This is a genomic window from Mycobacterium sp. IDR2000157661 (assembly GCF_022317005.1).
Classification (GTDB): Bacteria; Actinomycetota; Actinomycetes; order Mycobacteriales; family Mycobacteriaceae; genus Mycobacterium.
The window spans coordinates 2707734-2726567 of sequence record NZ_CP081006.1 but is presented as its reverse complement, the minus strand read 5'-3'; the positions used below and the strand labels follow the sequence as shown (position 1 = coordinate 2726567).

The 18834-nt window shown below is 67.4% G+C and carries 20 protein-coding genes; 3 read left to right on the top strand and 17 right to left on the bottom strand.

Going from position 1 to position 18834, the window contains the following annotated elements; all coding sequences use genetic code 11:
* Window position 1: 1 nt before the first annotated feature.
* From K3G64_RS14465 to K3G64_RS14405, 13 genes are all read right to left on the bottom strand, one after another.
* On the bottom strand, window positions 2-904 hold the full coding sequence (locus tag K3G64_RS14465; RefSeq protein WP_238885235.1) for an alpha/beta fold hydrolase: 903 nt from the start codon (window positions 902-904) through the stop codon (window positions 2-4).
* Window positions 904-1653 carry a hypothetical protein gene (locus tag K3G64_RS14460; RefSeq protein WP_238885233.1) on the bottom strand — a complete coding sequence of 250 codons (750 nt, stop codon included), beginning with the start codon at window positions 1651-1653 and terminating at the stop codon, window positions 904-906. Before K3G64_RS14460 ends, K3G64_RS14465 begins: the two co-directional genes overlap by 1 nt.
* Entirely contained in the window at window positions 1650-2342 is a 693-nt protein-coding gene (locus K3G64_RS14455) for an Mce protein (protein WP_238885232.1), read from the bottom strand. The genes K3G64_RS14460 and K3G64_RS14455 overlap by 4 nt, the downstream gene beginning before the upstream one ends.
* Entirely contained in the window at window positions 2306-3817 is a 1512-nt protein-coding gene (locus K3G64_RS14450; RefSeq protein ID WP_238885230.1) for an MCE family protein, read from the bottom strand. Before K3G64_RS14450 ends, K3G64_RS14455 begins: the two co-directional genes overlap by 37 nt.
* A 1-nt stretch (window position 3818) precedes the next feature.
* Complete coding sequence (locus K3G64_RS14445) at window positions 3819-4964, bottom strand: MCE family protein (RefSeq protein ID WP_238885228.1); 1146 nt, start codon at window positions 4962-4964, stop codon at window positions 3819-3821.
* A 5-nt stretch (window positions 4965-4969) separates the two neighbouring features.
* Entirely contained in the window at window positions 4970-6325 is a 1356-nt protein-coding gene (locus K3G64_RS14440) for a virulence factor Mce family protein (protein ID WP_238885226.1), read from the bottom strand.
* Window positions 6322-7674 carry an MCE family protein gene (locus K3G64_RS14435; RefSeq protein ID WP_238885224.1) on the bottom strand — a complete coding sequence of 451 codons (1353 nt, stop codon included), beginning with the start codon at window positions 7672-7674 and terminating at the stop codon, window positions 6322-6324. Before K3G64_RS14435 ends, K3G64_RS14440 begins: the two co-directional genes overlap by 4 nt.
* The gene (locus K3G64_RS14430; protein ID WP_238950662.1) at window positions 7671-8702 is read right to left on the bottom strand and encodes a virulence factor Mce family protein; all 1032 of its coding nucleotides are present in this window, start codon (window positions 8700-8702) and stop codon (window positions 7671-7673) included. Before K3G64_RS14430 ends, K3G64_RS14435 begins: the two co-directional genes overlap by 4 nt.
* 37 nt (window positions 8703-8739) lie before the next feature.
* Complete coding sequence (locus K3G64_RS14425) at window positions 8740-10197, bottom strand: MCE family protein (protein WP_238885223.1); 1458 nt, start codon at window positions 10195-10197, stop codon at window positions 8740-8742.
* Between the two features lie 2 nt (window positions 10198-10199).
* Window positions 10200-11054: an ABC transporter permease gene (locus tag K3G64_RS14420; protein WP_238885221.1), complete on the bottom strand. Its 855-nt coding sequence runs from the start codon at window positions 11052-11054 to the stop codon at window positions 10200-10202.
* Window positions 11051-11818 (bottom strand): MlaE family ABC transporter permease, encoded by a 768-nt coding sequence (locus tag K3G64_RS14415; protein WP_238885219.1) that lies wholly within the window; start codon window positions 11816-11818, stop codon window positions 11051-11053. Before K3G64_RS14415 ends, K3G64_RS14420 begins: the two co-directional genes overlap by 4 nt.
* Window positions 11819-12007: 189 nt before the next feature.
* A complete protein-coding gene (locus K3G64_RS14410) occupies window positions 12008-12493 on the bottom strand; it encodes a VOC family protein (protein ID WP_238885217.1) in 486 nt (161 codons plus the stop codon).
* Between the two features lie 29 nt (window positions 12494-12522).
* Window positions 12523-13131: a TetR/AcrR family transcriptional regulator gene (locus K3G64_RS14405; protein WP_238885216.1), complete on the bottom strand. Its 609-nt coding sequence runs from the start codon at window positions 13129-13131 to the stop codon at window positions 12523-12525.
* Window positions 13132-13232: 101 nt separating this feature from the next.
* On the opposite strand from K3G64_RS14405, the gene K3G64_RS14400 reads away from it, so the two are divergent.
* Window positions 13233-14096, top strand: a complete 864-nt coding sequence (locus K3G64_RS14400; RefSeq protein ID WP_238885214.1) for an alpha/beta fold hydrolase — start codon at window positions 13233-13235, stop codon at window positions 14094-14096.
* Between the two features lie 59 nt (window positions 14097-14155).
* Here K3G64_RS14400 and K3G64_RS14395 read toward each other — a convergent pair whose 3' ends face one another.
* Window positions 14156-15112, bottom strand: a complete 957-nt coding sequence (locus tag K3G64_RS14395) for a hypothetical protein (protein WP_238885213.1) — start codon at window positions 15110-15112, stop codon at window positions 14156-14158.
* A 25-nt stretch (window positions 15113-15137) separates the two neighbouring features.
* On the opposite strand from K3G64_RS14395, the gene K3G64_RS14390 reads away from it, so the two are divergent.
* Window positions 15138-15923, top strand: coding sequence for an adenylate/guanylate cyclase domain-containing protein (locus tag K3G64_RS14390; protein ID WP_238885212.1), 786 nt, complete (start codon window positions 15138-15140; stop codon window positions 15921-15923).
* On the opposite strand, the gene K3G64_RS14385 is transcribed toward K3G64_RS14390, so the two are convergent.
* Window positions 15920-16084, bottom strand: coding sequence for a hypothetical protein (locus K3G64_RS14385; protein ID WP_238885211.1), 165 nt, complete (start codon window positions 16082-16084; stop codon window positions 15920-15922). The genes K3G64_RS14390 and K3G64_RS14385 overlap by 4 nt on opposite strands.
* A 41-nt stretch (window positions 16085-16125) precedes the next feature.
* On the opposite strand from K3G64_RS14385, the gene K3G64_RS14380 reads away from it, so the two are divergent.
* A complete protein-coding gene (locus K3G64_RS14380; RefSeq protein WP_238950661.1) occupies window positions 16126-16803 on the top strand; it encodes a guanylate cyclase in 678 nt (225 codons plus the stop codon).
* 304 nt (window positions 16804-17107) lie between these two features.
* Here K3G64_RS14380 and K3G64_RS14375 read toward each other — a convergent pair whose 3' ends face one another.
* Both K3G64_RS14375 and K3G64_RS14370 read right to left on the bottom strand, forming a co-directional pair.
* The gene (locus K3G64_RS14375) at window positions 17108-17803 is read right to left on the bottom strand and encodes an LmeA family phospholipid-binding protein (protein ID WP_370646941.1); all 696 of its coding nucleotides are present in this window, start codon (window positions 17801-17803) and stop codon (window positions 17108-17110) included.
* A 402-nt stretch (window positions 17804-18205) separates the two neighbouring features.
* Window positions 18206-18691, bottom strand: coding sequence for an SRPBCC domain-containing protein (locus K3G64_RS14370; protein WP_238885209.1), 486 nt, complete (start codon window positions 18689-18691; stop codon window positions 18206-18208).
* Between the last annotated feature and the right edge of the window lie 143 nt (window positions 18692-18834).

Below are 18834 nucleotides of genomic sequence, written 5' to 3'. Positions count from 1 at the left end.
CCTAAGCCGGTCCGACGAAGTCGACGATGTGCCGGGCAACCACCTCGGGCTGCTCGAGTTGCAGGAAGTGTCCGGCGTTCTCGACCTCGAGGACCGAACTCCCGTCGGGCAGCACCCGTCGGACCCACCGCGCGTACTCCGGTGAGGCACACCCGTCGTCCGTGCCGTGCAGGTACAGCGTCGGCAGCCGCGGCGCGGCCAGCCAATGCCGGTGCAGCTCGGCGTACTGCGCCGGTGGCTTGCTGTTGCGCATCGTCGCTCGGTAGTAGCCCAACGCGGCGCGCCAGTGCTCCGGCGCACCGATCGCGGCGTGGACGTGCGCGACGTCCTCGGCTGCGTCGTACCCCGGCGACCACTGCCGCCACAGCCGCGGCACCACCCAGGATTCGGAGCGTTCGGGCAGCGCGGGCAACTGGAAATACATGATGTACCAACTGCGTAGCAGCTGACGGGGCAGTTGGGCGGCCAACTGCAGGCCGTCGGACACGTCGCCCAACGGCCGGAACGCTGCGGCCAACGGCACCGACATGATCACGGCCTTGGCGAAGGGGCTCTCGGGCATCGCGGCGAGTCCCGCGCCCGCGATGGCGCCCCAGTCGTGCCCGATGAGCACATCGCGATCCGTCGGGCCCACGGCGTCGAGCACCCGCAGCGCGTCGTCCATCAGCGCCCCGACGTGATAGCTGCCGTCCGACGCCAGTGACGACGGTGCGTACCCCCGCATGAACGGCGCCACCACCCGGTAACCCGAATCGACCAGCCGCGGCGCCACTTTGCGCCAGCCGTGCGCGGTATCCGGGAAGCCGTGCAGGCACAACGCAACCGGCGCACCGGGCGGACCCCACGTCAGCGCTCGCAACCGGACGTTCGGCGCCTCGACGTCGATGTGTTTGGGTTCGCCCATTACACCGGGTCGAACTTGGAGATCAGCCAGCGGCCGTCGACCTTCTCCAGTGTCACCCGCACGCTTGAGGCGGTGTCGGTGGGGGCATCCTGGCCGACCACCACGGTCTGGTTGACGAACACCAACACGACTGCCTCGTCCAGGTCCGCCGACACCGAGGCCGCTGCGGGAACCGAAGCGACGGCAGAAATCTGCTTCTCCTTGGCGCCCGGTATCACCACATCGTTGATCAACCCCGTATAGCTTTCGGCGAACTCGCCGGTCAACAGGTTGCGGGCCTCGTTGAGTTGCTGTTCGACGGTCTCGGGTTTGTAGGACAGCATCGCGACGGTGCTGTCCTTGGCGGCCTGGACCGATTCCTCGGCCGCGGCGTTGGAGTTGCGCACCGAATTGTCCTGCCACTTCAGGTAGCCCGCAGCCATCGCCAGCAGCAGCGCGACGGCAGGTATGACGCCGAAGGCGAATACCCGAGCCCAGTTGATGCGCCGCTTCACGGCAGGCGGTTCCGCTCCCGTCACGTCGTCGTCAGCCTCATCGTCAGGCTCAGCCGCGGGCACGTCCGCCTGCACGGTGGCGTCGTCGTCCGACTCGGCGGCTGCCTGCTCGGTAACGACATCGGCCTCGGACTGCTTCGCCGACGACTCGGTCAACTCCTCGGCGGCCGAGGATGTTTCGGTGGTCTCCTCGGCGGTGTCACCGACGCCATCGACGTTCTTGCTGCCGTGGGGCAGCCTGTGCCTCTTGCTCACGGTACGAACTCCACGTTGGACACCTTGGCCTCGTCCTCACCGGTCTTCTGCACGGTCAGACGCATCCGCCAGGCTCTCGGTTGTTGTTCTGGCGCACCGGCGTTCGATGTTTGCACGGTCACGGCGACGAGCACTTTGCCTTCCTCTCCGGACACGGACTCCAGCCCGGCCTCGGCGATGGTGCCCTGCGATTCCGACTGAGCCTGCTTGACCACCTCGACGAACGGCGCGGCGCGCTGCTGGAAGTCGTCGTAGAACGTTCCCGTCGCCGAGTCGAGCACCCGCTGCACGTCGGCCTCTGCCTGCTCGTGACTGATGGTGGTGAGGTTCAGCGCCCCCTGCCGACCTACCTGAAGAAGAAGCTTGTGCAGTTCTTCCGTCTGGTGTGACTGGTAGGCGCGGAATCCGAGCCAACCGGTCAGCCCCGCGAGCGCGACCACGAGGACCAGGCCGACGATCGTCGCCAACCGCACGTGCGACATCGGCGGCTTCGCCGCGGCGACCTCCTGCTCGTCGGCATCCTCGTCCGAGGCGGCTTCGGCCCCGGAAACGTCGGGCGCCTCGGCCTCTGCGATGTCAGCCGCCTCGTCGGAGGCCGCCTCGTCCCGGGCCGCTTCGGCGGCGACGCCACGTTCCTCCGGGGGCGACTCGCTCAGTTCCCCTTCGGGGGTAGCAGCATCGTCTGCCATGTTTGCTCCTCTGCAGCACTGCGGGCCAGGTTGGACTGCGTGTAGATGCGTCCGTCCGGTCCAACGTACGTGCCGTTCGTCGGATCGTATTCGGCGGCCGCTATCGGCGGCGGCGGCGGCGGGGCTGTCCCCGGCGGAGGAGGCGTCACGGCGACCGGCACATCCGGCGGGACGTGCGGAATGCCCTGGCCCGACAGGGTCGCGTTGGGGTCGCCCTTCCAGTTGTAGCCGTCGTTGAGCGGCACGTATTGCTCGTCGCTCTCGCACTGCTGCCACGTCGGGGCGCGTTTACCCGGCACGGTGATGCAGGGCAGGTTGCGGGCACCGCGCACGTTGAACGGCGCGTCCTGCGGCGTCCGGCAGTACAGATCGCCGGGAGGCCGGTCGGGATAGTCCTGGAAGGTCGGCACGCGCTGCTGCTGAGCCGGCAGGAACCCCGTCGTGCACGGCGGCGGCAGGTTCTGCGGCGGCAGCGGCAACGGCGCCGGGAACGCAGGCAGGATCGCGTTCAGGTTGAACACCAGGGCGTCGCCCTCGTAGTCCTGCATGGTGTTGCGCTTGTGGACGCCAACGGCCTGCGTGACCGCGGTGCCCTGCGGCAACAGCACCAGCAGCTGCTCGAGACTGGGCTGGTACTTGACGGCCACCTCACCGATGCTGACCAGGTTCGCCAACACGATCGGCAGCGTGGGTTGCAGCCGCTGGAACAGCGCCCGGCCCTCGTCGGCGGCGCCCGGGCCCCGCTCGAGGATTCCCGCCACCGCCGGATCCTCGCTCGCCAACTGGCCGCTGATGTCGGCGAGGTTCGCCGCCCAGGCCTGGATCGCGGCTCCACTGTCGGTCTGGCTGTCCAGCACCGGCTTGACCTGGTCGATCAAGGTCGTCAGCGAACCGAGGTTCTTGCGGGCGTCGATGGACAGCGTGGCGCTTCCGGTGACCAGCCGCCGCAGGTCGGGACCGAGACCACCGACCGCGACATAGGCCTCGTCGACGACGGTCTTCAGGTTCTCCCTCGGGATCGCCTCCAGGCCGGTCGCCGTGTTGTTCAGTACCGAGTTGATGTCGGTGGGAACAGAGGCGCGATCCATCGGAATCACGTCACCGTTCTTCAACTCCGGGCCCTCGCCGCTGCGCGGCAGCAGCTGGACATACTGCTCGCCGACGGCCGACACGCTGTGGACCTCGGCCTCGAGGTTGGCGGGAATCCGGACGTCGGAGTTCAGCGAGAGTTCGGCCTCCACGCCGGTGTCCGTGAGTTGGACGCTTTCCACCTCGCCGACCTGCACGCCGCGGTAGGTGACGTTGCCCCTCGGATACAGCCCGCCGGTCTCGGGCAGTTCGAGGGTCACCCGGTACTGCCCGACGCCGAAAAGGCTCGGCAGTCGCATGTACCCGAAGACCATGACCGCGAGCGCGGTGGTCGCGATGACGGCGAAAATCGCCATCTGGATGAGGATCTGGCGGGTCATTCGCATGCTACGGCCCCTGGTCCCAGCGGTAGGGAGCGACCAACGGGTTGCCCGCGGTGCCCGGGCCGCCCGCGAGGCACGGGTTGGGGAACTGGCCGATGGTGCGGCCCCACTGCATCTCCAACCACGTCAGGTCGCACTCCCACCGAGATCCGGTGAAGAACCCGGAATCGATGCGGCTCAACGTCAGGTCGACGACCAACGTCAGGTTCGCGTAGTCGCCACGCATCCAATTGGTGAGCGTCTCCTTCGGGAACGGGAACGTGGGCAGGAAGCTCAGCGCGCGGGTCAACGCCGGGCCCGCGTCGGCCAGCTCCTCCAGCACCACGCCGAGGTCCTTGAGCTCCTGCACGAGTGCGTCCCTGGTCTGGTTGACCGAGTCGGCGGCGATCGCGCTGAACCTGCCCAGCTGGGTCAGTGCCTCGGCGAGGTTCTCGCGCTGGTCCCTGAGCACCGCCAGGGCATCCGGCACCGTCCGAAGTGCCTTGTCCAGCACCGGTTTCTGCTCGGCGATCTGACCGATCAGGTTGTTCAGGCTCTCGCTCGCGGAGATGATGTCCTGCTTCTGGTCGTTGAGATGGCCGATCGCGATGTCGAGCTGCTCGATGAGGCTGCGCAGGTCGTTCTCCCGGCCGGTGAACGCGACGCTCAACGCCTCGGTGATGTCGTGGATGTTGCTGATGCCGCCGCCGTTGAGGACCAGAGCGACCGCGGCCAGCGCCTGTTCGGTGCTCGGATAGGCACTGGACGAGGACAGCGGAATCAACGAGCCTTCGTGCAGCTTGCCCTGCGGCGCCGCGTCGTCCGGCGGTGCCAGCTCGATGTGCAGCGAACCCAGCAGGCTGGTCAGACCGAGCTTGGCCGTCGCGTTCGCGGGCAGCTCGACGTCGCCGTTGAGCTCCATCGTCACCAGGGCATGCCAGCCCTGTCGCTCGATCTCCTTGACGTGACCGACATTGACATCGGCAACGCGCACACGGGAGTTCGGCTCGATGTTGTCGACATCGGGCATCTGCGCCTGAATGGTGAACGAGTTCGGCCCCGTGCCTTCCACACCCGGCAGCGGAAGCGAGTTCAGCCCCTGCCAGTCCGCGCAGCCGGACAGGACGGCCGCCGATGCGGCCACGACGGCGACCCGGCGAAGTAACGCCACACGTATCACGGTCCCACCCCCTGCGGCACCATCAGCCCGTGCAGACCGTCGGCAGGGTTCGGCGTGACGGGCGCCTCCGCGGGCAACGGCGGCCCGGGAGGTACCGGCGCGACCGGCTGCACCAGTACATCTGGCGATGGACCCGCGCCCGGACCGGCCTGCGGCGGACCAGCGCCCGGGCCGGGTTGCGGCGGTATGTAGTCCGGTCGCAGCCAATCCTCGCTGAAGGTCAGCTCGTTCGGTCGCGTCGAGGCACCGACGAAGACGTTCTGCATGATGGGCAGGAAGTTGTACTGGCGGTTCTTCATGATCGGCGCCAGGTATTGCGCGCACAGCTTCGCGGACTCCTCGGCGCCGAGCCGGGACGCCGCCTGAATGCCACCGCACAGGAACGACACCGGATTGGCGAAGTTGTTGAGCATCGGCACGCTGCTCACCGCGCCCTGCGCGGGCTGCCAGATGTTGACGTAGTTCTGCAGGGTGTTGGGTGCCACGTGCAGGAACTGCTTGACGTCGGCGAGGCTGTCGGTGAGCGCCTGGGTGACCCCGGCCAACCGGTCCGAGGTGGTGCCCAACGCTTCGCGGTTGTCGGCCACGAACGTCTGGACCTCGCCGACGACGTTGCTCAGGTCGCGCACCGCATTCGCGACTTCGTCGGGGTCGTTGGCGAGCAGGCCGGTCACGGTGGCCAGGTTCTGGTTGAGCTGGCGCATCACGTCGGTGCTGTCCTGCAGCGCCGACACCAGCAGCGCCAGGTTCTTGACCGTGGAGAAGATGTCGGTGCTGCGATCGCCAAGCGCCGTCACGGCCTGCGACAGCTTGATGATGGTGTCGCGGATGTTGGCGCCTTCACCGCGCAGGTTGTCGGCGGTGGTGTTGATGAGCGATCCCAGCGGGCTCACGCCGCCCGGTTCCGTGGGCTGCAGCGTCTCGGTCAGCGTCTCGAGCTGTCGGCGGACCTGGTCCCACTCCACCGGAACGGCGGTGCGCTCCTGCGGGATGACCGCGTCGTCGGCCATCACCGGGCCCCCGGTGTAGGGCGGGGTGAGCTGAATGGTGCGCGCGGTCACCAGAGTCGGCGACAGGATCGCGGCCTTGGCGTCGGCCGGGACTTTGTACTTGCTGTCGTACCAGAACGAGATCTTGACTCGTTCGGGCTGGGGTTCGATGGACTCGATCTTGCCCACCGCGACACCGACGATCGATACGTCATCGCCGGGATAGATGCCGTTGGCGTTCTCGAAGTAGGCGACGACGTGCGTGCGGTCGATCCGCTGGACGGTGCGCAACAACAGCACCACACCGGCGGCCAGGATCACCACCAGGGCAACGGCAAGGAAGTTACGGGCGGTACGCGTCATTGTCCGGCCTCCGAAGAACCGAGGTGAGGCACCGCACCCGGGGCGGGCACCAGAACCGGTGACGGAGTGGGCTCCGGCGTCGACTGCAGGGGTGCCGGCGCCTGCGCGGGCGGTCCCGGCGGCGGACCACCGGGCGGCGGCGCCGGCGGTGGCTCGCGGTACGGATAGCAGCCGGGCCCGGGCAGTGGGATGCCCGGCGGACCGCACTGCTGGTCACCGGGATTGCCGGTGATCGCGTCGGGAATCGTCAGCCGCGGATCTCCGGCCTGGCCGGTGCGCGGGAAGGGCACGGGCAGCGCCGGTGTCCCCGGCTGACCGACCTGCGGGTCGCTGAGTTCCGAAGGCAGCTTCGTGTTGGGATCCAGACCGAGGTCGGAGAATGCGGCGTCGATGAACGGCTGCAGGAACTGGCCCGGCAGCAGGTTGGCGACGTAGGTCTTGAAGAACGGGCCGCCCGAGACCGATTCGCCCAGCGACATCGAGTAGTCGGTGAGCAGCGTGAGCGACCTCTGCAGACGCTCCCTGCGGTTGTCCACGATCGTCAGCACGCCGTTGAGCTTGTCCAGTGCGGGTCTCATCGTTTCGCGGTTGTCGGCGATGAAACCCCCCAGCTGCCGGCTCAGCGCCGAGATGTTTCCCGAGACCTGATCCAGTGCGGCGCTTTGGCTTTCCAGCTCGACCAGCAGCGCATTGGTGTTGTTGACCAGACTGACGACCTGGTCCCGACGCTCGGCCAGCACGGTGGTGGCCTTGTCGGCATTGACCAGCAGGCCCCGCAACTGTGCGTCGCGTTCGTTGAGCGTCTCGGAGAACCGGGCCACGCCCTCGACCGCGACCCGCAACTCCGGCGGCGTGTCGGCGAACGTCGCTGCCAGCACCCGCAGCGAATCCGACAGCTGGTCGGTGTTCAAGCCGCTGATGGTCGTCGCCAGTTCACCCAGCGCATCGGGCAGCTGGTAGGGCGACCTGGTGCGGTCGAGCGGGATCGTGCCTTCCTGCTGTCCGTCACCGCGGGAGGTGACCTCGAGGAACTTCGTGCCCAGCAGGCCCTTGGTCTTGATCGCCGCCTCGCTTCGGTTGCCGAGCCGAATATCGTTGCCGATGGTGAAGGTCACCAGCGCATGCGGCCCGTCCAGTTCGATGGACTCGACCTGCCCCACCTCGAAGCCCGAAACCTCAACGCCCTCACCGACTTTGAGCCCGCCGATCTCCGCGAAGTAGGCCGAGTACTCCGCGCCCTGCAGGAACGGCAGCCGGTCGTAGTTCAGGGCACCGAGCACGATGCCTGCCGTCAACGCCAGCCCGACGGCACCGATGACGGTCTGGTTGCGCTCACTGAAGGACTTCATCGCGGCGCACACCTCCCGGTGGCCTGCCCGGCGACCTTCACATACACCGGCTGCCCGCCCTTCCCGTTGAGCTTGAGCACGATGTCGCAGAGATAGAAGGTGAAGAAGTCACCGTAGATGCCTTGCCGGGAAAGCGCCTGATACGCCTCCGGCAAGGTGTTGAGCAGGTTGTCGAAGTACTCGTGGTCGGCCACCACGATGCCCGCGGCGCGGTCGGTCTCCCGGATCGCCTTGGAGAAGGGCGGCCGGGCCTCCGTCAACAGATCCGTGATGGTTGCGGCCGCGGCGTTGGTGTAGGCCACCCCGTTGCTGATGTCCGCCTTGCGGCCCTCCAGTGTCGCGACCAGTTCGGCGAGCGCATCGACCGCCTTTGCGAACTGGTCGCTTTGGTCGCCGAGCGAGCCCAGCACGATGTTCAGGTTGACGATGACCTCCCCGATGAGCTGGTCGCGGTCGGCCAGCGTGCTCGTCAGCGCGGCGGTCTGGGCCAAAAACGAGTTGATGGTCCCGCCCTGGCCCTGCAGGGCCTGGATCAGCTGGCCCGACAACGCGTTCACCTGATCGGGGTCCAACGCACGGAACAGCGGACGGAATCCGCCGATCAGCGCGTCGAGGTCCAGCGCAGGCGACGTGCGGGCCAGCGGAATGGTGCCGCCCGGCTTGAGCGTCGCGGTACTTCCGGCGCCTTCCTGTAGCGCCAGATAGCGCCCGCCGATGAGGTCGTCGTAGCGGATGACGGCCCTGCTGCCCTCGGTCAGCATCACCGACTCGTCCGCGGTGAACTCGACCAGCGCGGTCGTATCCGGCCGGATGTCAACGCTTTCGACCCTGCCGACCTCCACCCCGGCGATACGAACGAAGTCGCCGTTCTCCAGCCCGGAGACATTGGTGAACACGGCCTGGTAGCCGTTGGTCTTCTCCCCGAAGCGCATCTGGCCGAACACGGCGAACAAACCGAACACGCCGAGCAGGCACACGGTCAAGAACGCGGCAAGACGCACGGCGTCGTGTCGGACCTTCGCATTCATGCCCTGCACGGCTGGCCTCCTCTCGAGTCGTCGGTGGTCACGGGAACGGCGGACCGGGTCGCGCCGGGGTGGGTAGGGGCGTCGGCCGTAGTGGCGTCGGCTGCATCTGGGCGGGTGCGTGCACCACGAAGGGCTCCGAACCCGGTGTGGGGCCCGGTTCACGCGGCGACATCGGCGGCGGCGCGGCGGGTAGACCCGGCCACAGCGGGGTGCCGTCGTCTGCGTACAGGTCTGCACCGTAGGCCGGTGCTCCCGGGTACGGGATCGGTCCGATTGCGGGCCCGCCGAACAGGTTTCGCACGCTCGGCGGCTCCGGCACGGCGCGGGTCACCGGCAGGTAGTTGGCGTAGCCGGGGAAGCCGATGCCGGGGTTGGGCCGCCAGTCGAGTCCGGTGCCGAACCCGGTGTTGGTCACCAGGTTTCGCACCGGCCAGTTCTGGGCCACGTCGGGCAGCGAACCGCAACTGGGCTTGCCGCCCGGACCGCCCTTGGCGCCGACGATCGGTAGATGGTTTGGGTACTTATACGGGTCGTCGCCCAACGACAAGCCCACGTCGAGCACCAGCGTCCGGCCGTTGCCGCCTGGCGCGTCGTACCCGCCGGTGTCCAGCAGGGTCTTCGCGCCGGTGAGTAGGCAGGTGTACTCCGGGCTGTACTCGAACAGCAGGTTCGTCGTCGGCTCGAGCACGTTGATGCCCTTGATCAGGTTGGCCTGATTGGGCGCGAGCAGGTTGATGCCGCTGTTGGAGAAGCCGATGGTGGCGAGCAGCAAGGCATCCAACTGGCCGGCGCGGCCCGCGATGGTGGCGCTCGTGGTGTGCAGCGCGTCGAGCGTTGACAGAATGTTCTGCGCGGCAGCGCTGTAGGTGTCGTTGAAGTCTCGCAGCGCCCGCAGATCGGCGGTGATCGTCTCGTTGCGCGGATTGAGTTCCAGCAGAACCTGGTTCAGGTCGGTGGTGGCCTGACCGATCCACTCGCCCTGGCCCCGGACACCTTCGGCGAGCGCGTACAGCGTGCTGTTGAGCTTGGCCGGGTCGATCTGCTCGAGCACGCCGACCAGGTTCTGGAAGACCGTATTGGCCTCGGCGGTGACGTTGCGCGACCTGATCACCTGGCCGGCCTTCAGCTGACCGTTGGGATCGCTGGGGTATACCAGGTCGACGAACTTGGCGCCGAACACCGTGGTCGCCCGGATCTGGGCCTCGACGTTGGCCGGGATGTACTCCAGTTTGTCCTTGTCGATCTCGAGCTTCAGCGCCACCGGTTGCGAGCCGCCCTGGATCGCGGAGACCTTGCCGACCTGCACGCCACGCAGCTTGACCTTGGCGTTGGTGTCCATCACCAGGCCCGACCGGTCGGAGGTCAGCGTGACGGTCTCGGTCGCCTTGAAGCTGCCGACGAACAACGAATACGTCAGCCAGATGGCGATGGCGACGATGATCACGAGGATCAACGTCCACCACGCGGGATGCAGGCCTTCTTCCTTCTGCTCCACGGTCAGCCCGCCAGGTTGAAGTTGCCGGATTGACCGTAGACCGCGAGGGAGAGCATCACCAGCACGAACGCCGAGACGATCAGCGACGTGCGCACAGCACGCCCGACGGCCTCGCCGACCCCCGCCGGCCCGCCGCGCGCCGTGTAGCCGTAGTAGGTGTGCACGAGCATGATCATGATCGCCAGCGCAATGGTCTGGCCGAAGGACCACATCAGGTCGGTGGGGTTGAGGAACGTTCTGAAGTAGTGGTCGTACACACCCGTCGACTGCCCGTAGAGCACCGTGGTGCCGAACCGCGCCGCCCAGAAGGCAGCGATCACGCCGACGCAGTACAGGGGGATCACCACGAGGAACCCGGCGACGACCCGGGTGGAGGCGAGAAAGGCGATGCTTCGGATTCCCATCACCTCGAGGGCGTCGATCTCCTCGTTGATACGCATGGCGCCGAGCTGTGCGGTGGCTCCGGCGCCGATGGTGGCCGACAGCGCCACTGCGGTGGTTGCCGGCGCGATCAGACGCACGTTGAAGAAGGCCGACGCGAATCCGGTCAGGGCCTCGACACCGATCTCGGAGAAGTCCGTGTAGCCCTGCACCGCCACCAGCGCACCCGTCGTCACGGTCAGGAAGCCGACGATCGCCACGGTGCCGCCGATGATGATGAGAGCGCCTGCACCGAGTCCCATTTGGGCGATGATGCGAATCAACTCGACCTGATAGTGCAGGACGGTGTAACGGATGGAGGTCAGCGTGCGGCCGAAGAACTTGGTCTGCATGCCGATGTGGTTCCACGGGTCGGCAACGCTGCGGAATCTGGCTTTCAGCCAGGGGAACTGGGAGTGGGGCCTCGATACGGTCACATCGTCACCTTCACTGCGACGGCGGTCGCGACGATGTTGATGGCGAACAGCGCCATGAAGGTGAAGACGACCGTCTCGTTGACGGCGTTACCGACCCCGGCCGGGCCGCCGCCGACGGAAATGCCCTTGTAGCAGGCGATCATGCCGGCGGAAAGACCGAAGAGCGCGGCCTTGAGCAGCGCGATGATGACGTCCGGTGTCCCGATGATCAGGGTGAGACCGGCAGCGAACGCACCTGGCGAAACGTTCTGGATGTAGACGGTGAAGAAGTACGCACCGGCCAATCCGACCAGAATCACCGTTGCGCTCAACGCAAGCGACACCAGGGTGGCGGCCAGCACGCGGGGAACGACGAGCGCCTGGATGGGGTTCACGCCCATGACCCGCAGCGCGTCGAGTTCTTCCCGGATGGTCCGCGCGCCGAGGTCGGCGCACATCGCGGTGGCGCCGGCACCGGCAACCACCAACACCGTCACGATCGGTCCGATCTGGCGCACCGTTCCGAGCGCGGCACCCGTGCCGGAGAAGTCGGCGGCGCCGAACTCGACCAACAGAATGTTGAACGTGAACGTCAGAAGCACCGTGTAAGGAATCGTCAGCATCAAGGTGGGCAGGATCGACACCCGGGCCACGAACCAGGACTGCGAGATGAACTCGCGCCAGGCGAACGGCGGCCGGAACATCCACGCGAAGGTGTCGAGCGCCATCGAATAGAAGCCGCCGAAGGCACGCACCGGTTTGGCAATGGCGTTGGTAGCAACCATCAGTCGGCCCTACCCCGCATGCTCCTCACTGCCATTGCCGCCGACCTTCCCTGCCACCGAAACAACCTGCGCCCGTGGTGGCTGTGGCGCAAGGTTACACACGGGCGGACGCCGGGGAACCGTATATCAAGATTTTGCGGCCGGGCAACCGCACAGCTCGAATCGGGGACTTCGGTAACTTTTTCGGGGTCAAACGTCGCGTGCCGCGTCCTCCAATTCGGCGATGACGATCTTGCGCATGCCGAGCATCGCCTTGGTGACAGCGGCGGCGCGGGCGGGGTCGGGATCGTCGAGCAATTCGTGGAGTCGGTCGGGCACTATTTGCCAACTGAGACCGAACCGGTCCTTGAGCCAGCCGCACTGCGACTCCTCGCCGCCATCGAGCAGGCGGCCCCAGTAGTAGTCGACCTCCTGCTGATCGGCGCAGTGAACCGTGAACGACACGGCTTCGCTGAACCGGAAGTGCGGACCGCCGGCCGAAGAGCCGTTGATGCCGATGAAGCGGTTGCCGTCGAGCACAAAGGTGCCCGAGACGACGTCGCCGGGAGTGCCGGGGCCTGCGTCGGTGTAGCGGTTGAGCTTCTCGATCGACGAGTTCGGGAATATCGCGGCGTAGAACCGCGCAGCTTCTTCGAGGTTGTTGTCGAACCACAGGGACGGGGTGATTGCTGGCATACCGGGTAGACCCGCACCGGCCGCAGAATTCATCGAGCGGCCGGGCGGTCCGCCCCCATCGCCCGAAGCGCGAAGTCGAGGATGTCGGCCTTGGCCCGCTTCAGCCCGTCGTGGTCGTCGTAGGACTGGGCGATCATCAGCCGGCTGATCATCGCGTTGATGGCCATGGCGTCCTCCTCCGGCCGGGCCAGGGGGAACGAACCGTCATCGCGCCCGCGGCGCAGAATGGCCACCAGCGAGCGCTCCCGGTCGGCGTGGCCGCGCTCGCGGAGTTCGCGGTAGCCGCGCGCCGCGCGCACCTCGTCGGAGTCGATAACGGTGAAGTGCAGCCGAGTCTGGTCGTCGTGGATGAGCCCGAACATGCCCTCGATCCACTCCTCGAGCTGGTCGACGGCGTCGCCGTGGTGGTTTTCCAGGACCCGGTCCAGGCGTGCGGCCAGCGCGTCGGTCTCCTGCCGCAGCATGGCCAGGAACAACTCGTCTTTCGATTCGAAGTGCCGGTAGAAGGCGCGGGTCGACACGCCGGCACGCTGCAAAATCGCCGCAACGGGGACGGCCCCGCTGTGCGGTTCGGAGAGGCAGGCATAGGCAGCGTCGATGATGGACCCGCGCTCGTCGTCGGCGGATTCGGGCTGCACGAGAGCAAATTATATTTACGCGCTCATCAACGAGCCCGAAATCCGGTCAAATTCCGCTGCTGAGTAACGTGAGGACCCCGGGACCAGCCGAGAGGACGTCCGTGACCAGTACCGGAAGCCAACCGCAGACCGTGAGTTTCCGCGGCACCGAGGGTCTTGCTCTGGTCGCCGACGAATGGAACCGCGGCGCGGCGGCCGCAACCGAGCGGCCCACCGTGCTGATGCTGCACGGCGGCGGTCAGAACCGCCACTCCTGGAAGAAGACGGGCCAGATCCTCGCTGACCAGGGCCTGCACGTGGTGGCGCTGGACAGCCGCGGGCACGGCGACAGCGATCGCGCGCCGACGGCCAACTACACGGTCGACGCGTTGTGCGCCGACACGCTGCAGGTCATCGAACAGATCGGGCGCCCGGTGGCGCTGATCGGCGCAAGCATGGGCGGGATGACCGGCATGCTGGTCGCCGACGCCGCCGGCCCGGATGCGGTGACGAAGTTGGTGCTCGTCGACGTGGTGCCTCGGTACGAGAAAGACGGCAGCGCGCGGATCCGCGAGTTCATGGCCAGCGGCATCGACGGTTTCGAGACGCTGGACCAGGCCGCCGACGCTGTCGCCGCATACCTGCCGCACCGGCAGCGACCCCGCAGCACCGACGGACTCAAGAAGAACCTGCGTCACCGTGACGGTCGGTGGCACTGGCACTGGGATCCGGCGTTCCTGACCGCCCCGATCGACGACCCGTTCGTCCGGGTGGAGAAGCTCGAGCATGCGGTCATGAGCTTGACCATCCCGATCCTGCTCATCCGTGGCAAGCTCTCCGACGTGGTGAGCACCGAAGGCGTCGAGGACTTCCGGCGCAAGGTGCCGCGCGCGGAGTTCGTCGAACTGGCCCAGGCGGGCCACACCGCCGCCGGCGACGACAACGACGCGTTCTCCGAAGTCGTGGTGCAATTCGTCAGCCGGTGACCGTAGACGGTGGACCGGCTGACATGCTGTCGACCGACCTCAAGCCGGACGGCGAAGGCCTAAGCCAGAAGCGGGACGTCGCCACAGCGGGTGTCGGTGAGGATCTCGAACATGGCTCGACGGGTCGCGGTCAACTGAGCGCGTTCGAAGGCCTTGCCCGCCAGTTGAACCCGGCATGTGGCGATCGCCGAGTTGTAACAGAACTTCGTCGTGCCGTCGGTGTCGGTGTACGTCAAGCCGATGACGTCGGCCGGCTCGGTGACGATCTCCCCCTCGATCATCTGCTCGCCGACCCGGCCACCGAACGTCCACGAGAACGGCCGGTAACGGCCGTGCGTCTGCATGCTGCCGAGGATGGAGCGCACCGCGAACTCCTGGCCCTGGTGGCGCAGGACGAACAACGTCACTCCCGGTAGCAACACCGGTCCCACTCCGGTCCTGGCGGTGACGATCTCGAGCGTCGATTCGGGGTGGTCGTCGAAGCCGCAGACCTGCCCGAACGCGTACGCCGGCGTGTGCCGCGTACCCCAGTTGTGGTTCACGCTGCCGGTCCAGCCGTCGACGACCACGCGGGTGTCGTCCAGTTCGAGTAGTCCGTCGAAGTCCGCGAGCGGGTGACGCACCGTCGTCTTGGCGGTCGGAAAGCGCGCCCGGTATGCCCGCTCGGTGAGCAGCTTCACCGGATCCGCGGACCCCGCACTGATGCGCAGATCCCAGCGGGCCGAACGGTTGCCACCCGTCACGACGCCGTCGGCCGACCGGTCGTCGAGGAAGGCCGCGCCGATTCGCGCGGTCCACTCGTCGTAGTGGTAGTCGGCGGCCTCGATGGGATACGGCTCCTTGAGGGCCCGGTTGCCCGCGCCGTCCGGGTCGAACACCATCACCCACACATCGGCGACGGATTCTCCGGCCGTCGGCAGCAGCAGGGTCTCGCGCAGCCACAGCGCCCGCGGCTGGTCGGGGTGATTCGCACGGATGTAGCGACTCTCGTAATAGGGGGCCTTCGCCGACGTCACCGCATCAGCATCCAATACTTGACCCGTGACGGGAGCACAGATCGCGGCTTACGTGTTGGCAGTCGTCGCGGCGGCGGAGGCCGTCGCGCTCGGGGTGCTGTGGATCCGTTATACCCGCCAGCGCGACGAGCTCTACGAGATCCGCAAGCGGGTCGACACCAGGAACATGCTGCTCACCGGCGGGCGGGAAGCCGTCAAACAGGTCTGGCAGACCGCCAACATCCTGCGCAAGGACGGTCTCGGCGCCGCAGTGCGGACCTCCATCGAGGACCTGGCCGACTGGGCTGAGGTGGAGCGGCCGGACCTGGCTCGGCTATCGCCGAGCGGCAAGATCGTGATCCTGTTCTCCGACATCGAGGAGTCGACCGCGCTCAACGAGCGCATCGGGGACCGCGCCTGGGTCCGGTTGATCGGCAAGCACGACAAGATGGTGCGCCGACAGGTCAAGAAGCATTCCGGTTACGTCGTCAAGAGCCAGGGTGACGGGTTCATGGTGGCCTTCGCCCAGCCCGACGAGGCGGTGCGGTGCAGCATGGACATCCAGCGCTCGCTTCGCGGGCAGTCCAAGGGTGTTCGCGTGCGCATGGGAATCCATATGGGCAAGTCGGTGCGACGGGGGGACGACCTGTTCGGCCGCAACGTCGCCATGGCCGCCCGGGTGGCCGGCGCAGCCGACGGCGGCGAGGTACTGGTCAGCGAGGTGGTGCGCGACGCGTTGAGCGACGTCGACGACATCGATTTCGACGAGGGCCGCGACGCCGATCTCAAGGGCTTCAACGGCACCTACCGGCTGTACGCCGTCGCCGGCTAACCGCCGGTCCGCTCGGCCTCGGCGACCCGCTGGTGCAGCCGCGCCCGGATGTCGTCGGGGGTGTAGGAGTTGCGGCGGCGCTGATCGCGGGCGACCAGCACACCGCCCGCCACCACCCCCATGACCCCGGCCAGACCAACCCACTTCCATATGCCGCGCATAGCGTGAGTCTGCCTAAGCTTCGAGGGTGAAACCAACCACGGTGTCGTTGGAGCAGGCGCTCGACGCGACGCGCACCGGTGACCTCTGGCTGTTTCGGGGCCGCGCCGGGCCCGACCGGGCGATCCAGTCGATGACCAACGCGCCGGTCAACCACGTCGGGATGACGATCGCGATCGAGGATCTGCCACCGCTGATCTGGCACGCCGAACTGGGCGACAAGCTGACCGACATGTGGACGGGCCGCAATCAGCGCGGCGTGCAACTCAACGACGCACGCGAGGTGGTCGAGCGTTGGATCAACCGCTACCACCAGCAGTGCTGGTTGCGGCAGCTGATGCCGTATGCCGACCGGGAACAGGAGGACCGCGCGCTGAAGGTGGTGGCGCGCATGGACGGCACCCCGTTCCCCAGCACCGCGCGGCTGACCGGTCGCTGGTTCCGGGGGCGAATCGCGGTCACCGACTTCACCCGTGGAATTCCATTCCTGCACAACCGGGTTCGCGATGCCACGCAACGGCGAAAACAGGAGAAGCTGCAGGTCGGCCTGGAGACCGCCTATTGCGCCGAGACCGTCGCCATCACCTACGAGGAGATGGGTCTACTGGAGACGGAGAAGCACTACAGCTGGTTCGATCCCGGCAAGTTCTGGAGCGGCGACGACCTGCCGCTGACCCCCGGTCATGAACTCGGCGCCGAGATCGCCGTGACACTGGACTGAACTTCATCTACTCGAATCGGCGGCTCTTGTCGCTGCGCTGACCTGGTCGACGACGTGAGCCAAGCCGACGAAACCGGGGGCTGCAGCCATTTCATCGGCGACGCGCCTGCAGTTTCGTCGGTAGCTCGGGTCGTTGAGGACGGCGAGGATGTCGCGGCGCATGGCGCGCACCGTCGGCCGTTCCGACCGGATTCGCCGGCCGACACAGCTTCGAGGTCTTCCTACGGATGACGCGGCGCAACGGCTGGACCGTGGACGCGTACCGGGCGTGGAGCCGACGGATGTTGGCCGAAGCCGTGATGGGCTAGAGCCGGGCGAAGCAGGGGTTCGCGTCCTCCTTGGGGATCGACGCGTTGTCGCTGGAGAACTCTCCCACCACCCCGCTGTCGGTGACTTCGACGCTGTCGGCCTGGATTCCGAGCGGGTAGTTGTCGTTGAGCCTCTTGGTCAGGTCGTTGAGGGCGCTCTGGACGGCGTCTTTCGGCAGCGGACCCGCGACCTCGAGAACCTGCAGGTTGAGGTCGCCGTCGGTGACGACGGGTTTGGCGGTGACGCTGTTGTCACCGGCTTCCAGTATCACGGTGCCTGCGTCCGGGTCCGTGCGCACGCCCGTCACCAGATTGCCGACGCCGGGCAGATTGGCGGCGACGGTGTCCTTGATGCCCGCCGATTTCCAGCTGAGCGTGGCGTCAAGCGATCCGATGGTGCCCTTGGAGTCGGGGGTCTCCTGCAACCGCACGTCGGCGAGGGTCACTTCGGCCGTCATCCCGTCGGCGCTCTGCACCCGGTCGCCTGCCGTGGTCACCGAGATGTTGGTGTAGTGCCCGGTGATGTGTTGCCAGAGGAACGGCGGGTTCACGCCGAAGGAGATCGTGACATCGTCCTCGGTCACGCACTCGGCGACCGCGGTCAGGATGCCGTCCGCGCGATGGCGGGCGTAGAGTTCGCCGCCTGCCAGCCCGCCTGCGAGCAGAGCCACGACGATGATGACCGCCAGCATGGCGATCTTCTTGTTGAAACCTCCTCGCCGACGGGGCTTTTCGTCGGCCCCCGGGCTCGGCCCGAACGCCGGCGGCGGAGGAGGCGGCGGCTGCCGTTGGAGTTCATCCGTCGCTCGCGCGTCGGCGGGCGAGGGGGGTTTGGGGAACCGTTGAGTCGGGCCGGTGGCGGACCGGGGCGGTCTGTGGATGCGCTCGGTCGGCGGCTCCGGCCGTCGCGGCGCCGGCTCGGTCGGCGGCTCAGGCGGCGAAGGCCGCCTCGGCGGCCCAGGAGTCTGTGGCGGTGGAGGCGGCCGACGCTGCGCCGGGTTCGGCGGCGGCGCACCCCGGCCGCGCCAGTCGGGCTGGCCGGGGCGGTTCGGCGGCTGGGTCACCTGCGCGATTCTGCCCTATCCCGCTCGGGTTCAGCAGCCGCGGAACGTGGTCTGCCGCCTTGCGAGGTATGCGGCGAGGTTCCGCAGCGAGGAGGTCATCCCGTCCCGGTGGTCCGCGGCCGAGATCCCCGGCGGCACGCCGTCGGCGCGAAACTCCACCAGGGTGCCGCCGTCGACACGGGACACGGTCCACGTCATGGTCATAGTGCCGTCGAATGACGGATCCGCCGAAGCGAATTCGACCGCTTGGACGACGCGTTCCTCGGATTCGATCTCGAGGAAACGCGCCTCGACGACGTCGCTGTCCGGGTCGCTCTTGCCGCCACCCGCCGGTGGGTCGAGGTAGGTCAGGACCATGCGGTAGGAGCCGCCCGGACGCGCGTCGAAATGTTCGAACCGACCCGCCATCCCGGACGGTGGCAGCCATTCGACAAGTGCCTGCGGGTCAATCATCGCCTCGAAGACGCGGGCGAGCGGGGCCTTGACCACCAGTGCGGCGGCATCCGAGCGGGTCATGGCACCCGATTGAACCCGACGGTGGCCCCGTCGGACGACACACGCACGTTTCGGCCATACCCCTCTGGGTATAGGGTGGTTCGGGAAGGGAGGAGCCAACGGTGCCGGAACGCCTCGCCAACGCCTCGAACCGGCACCCTCAA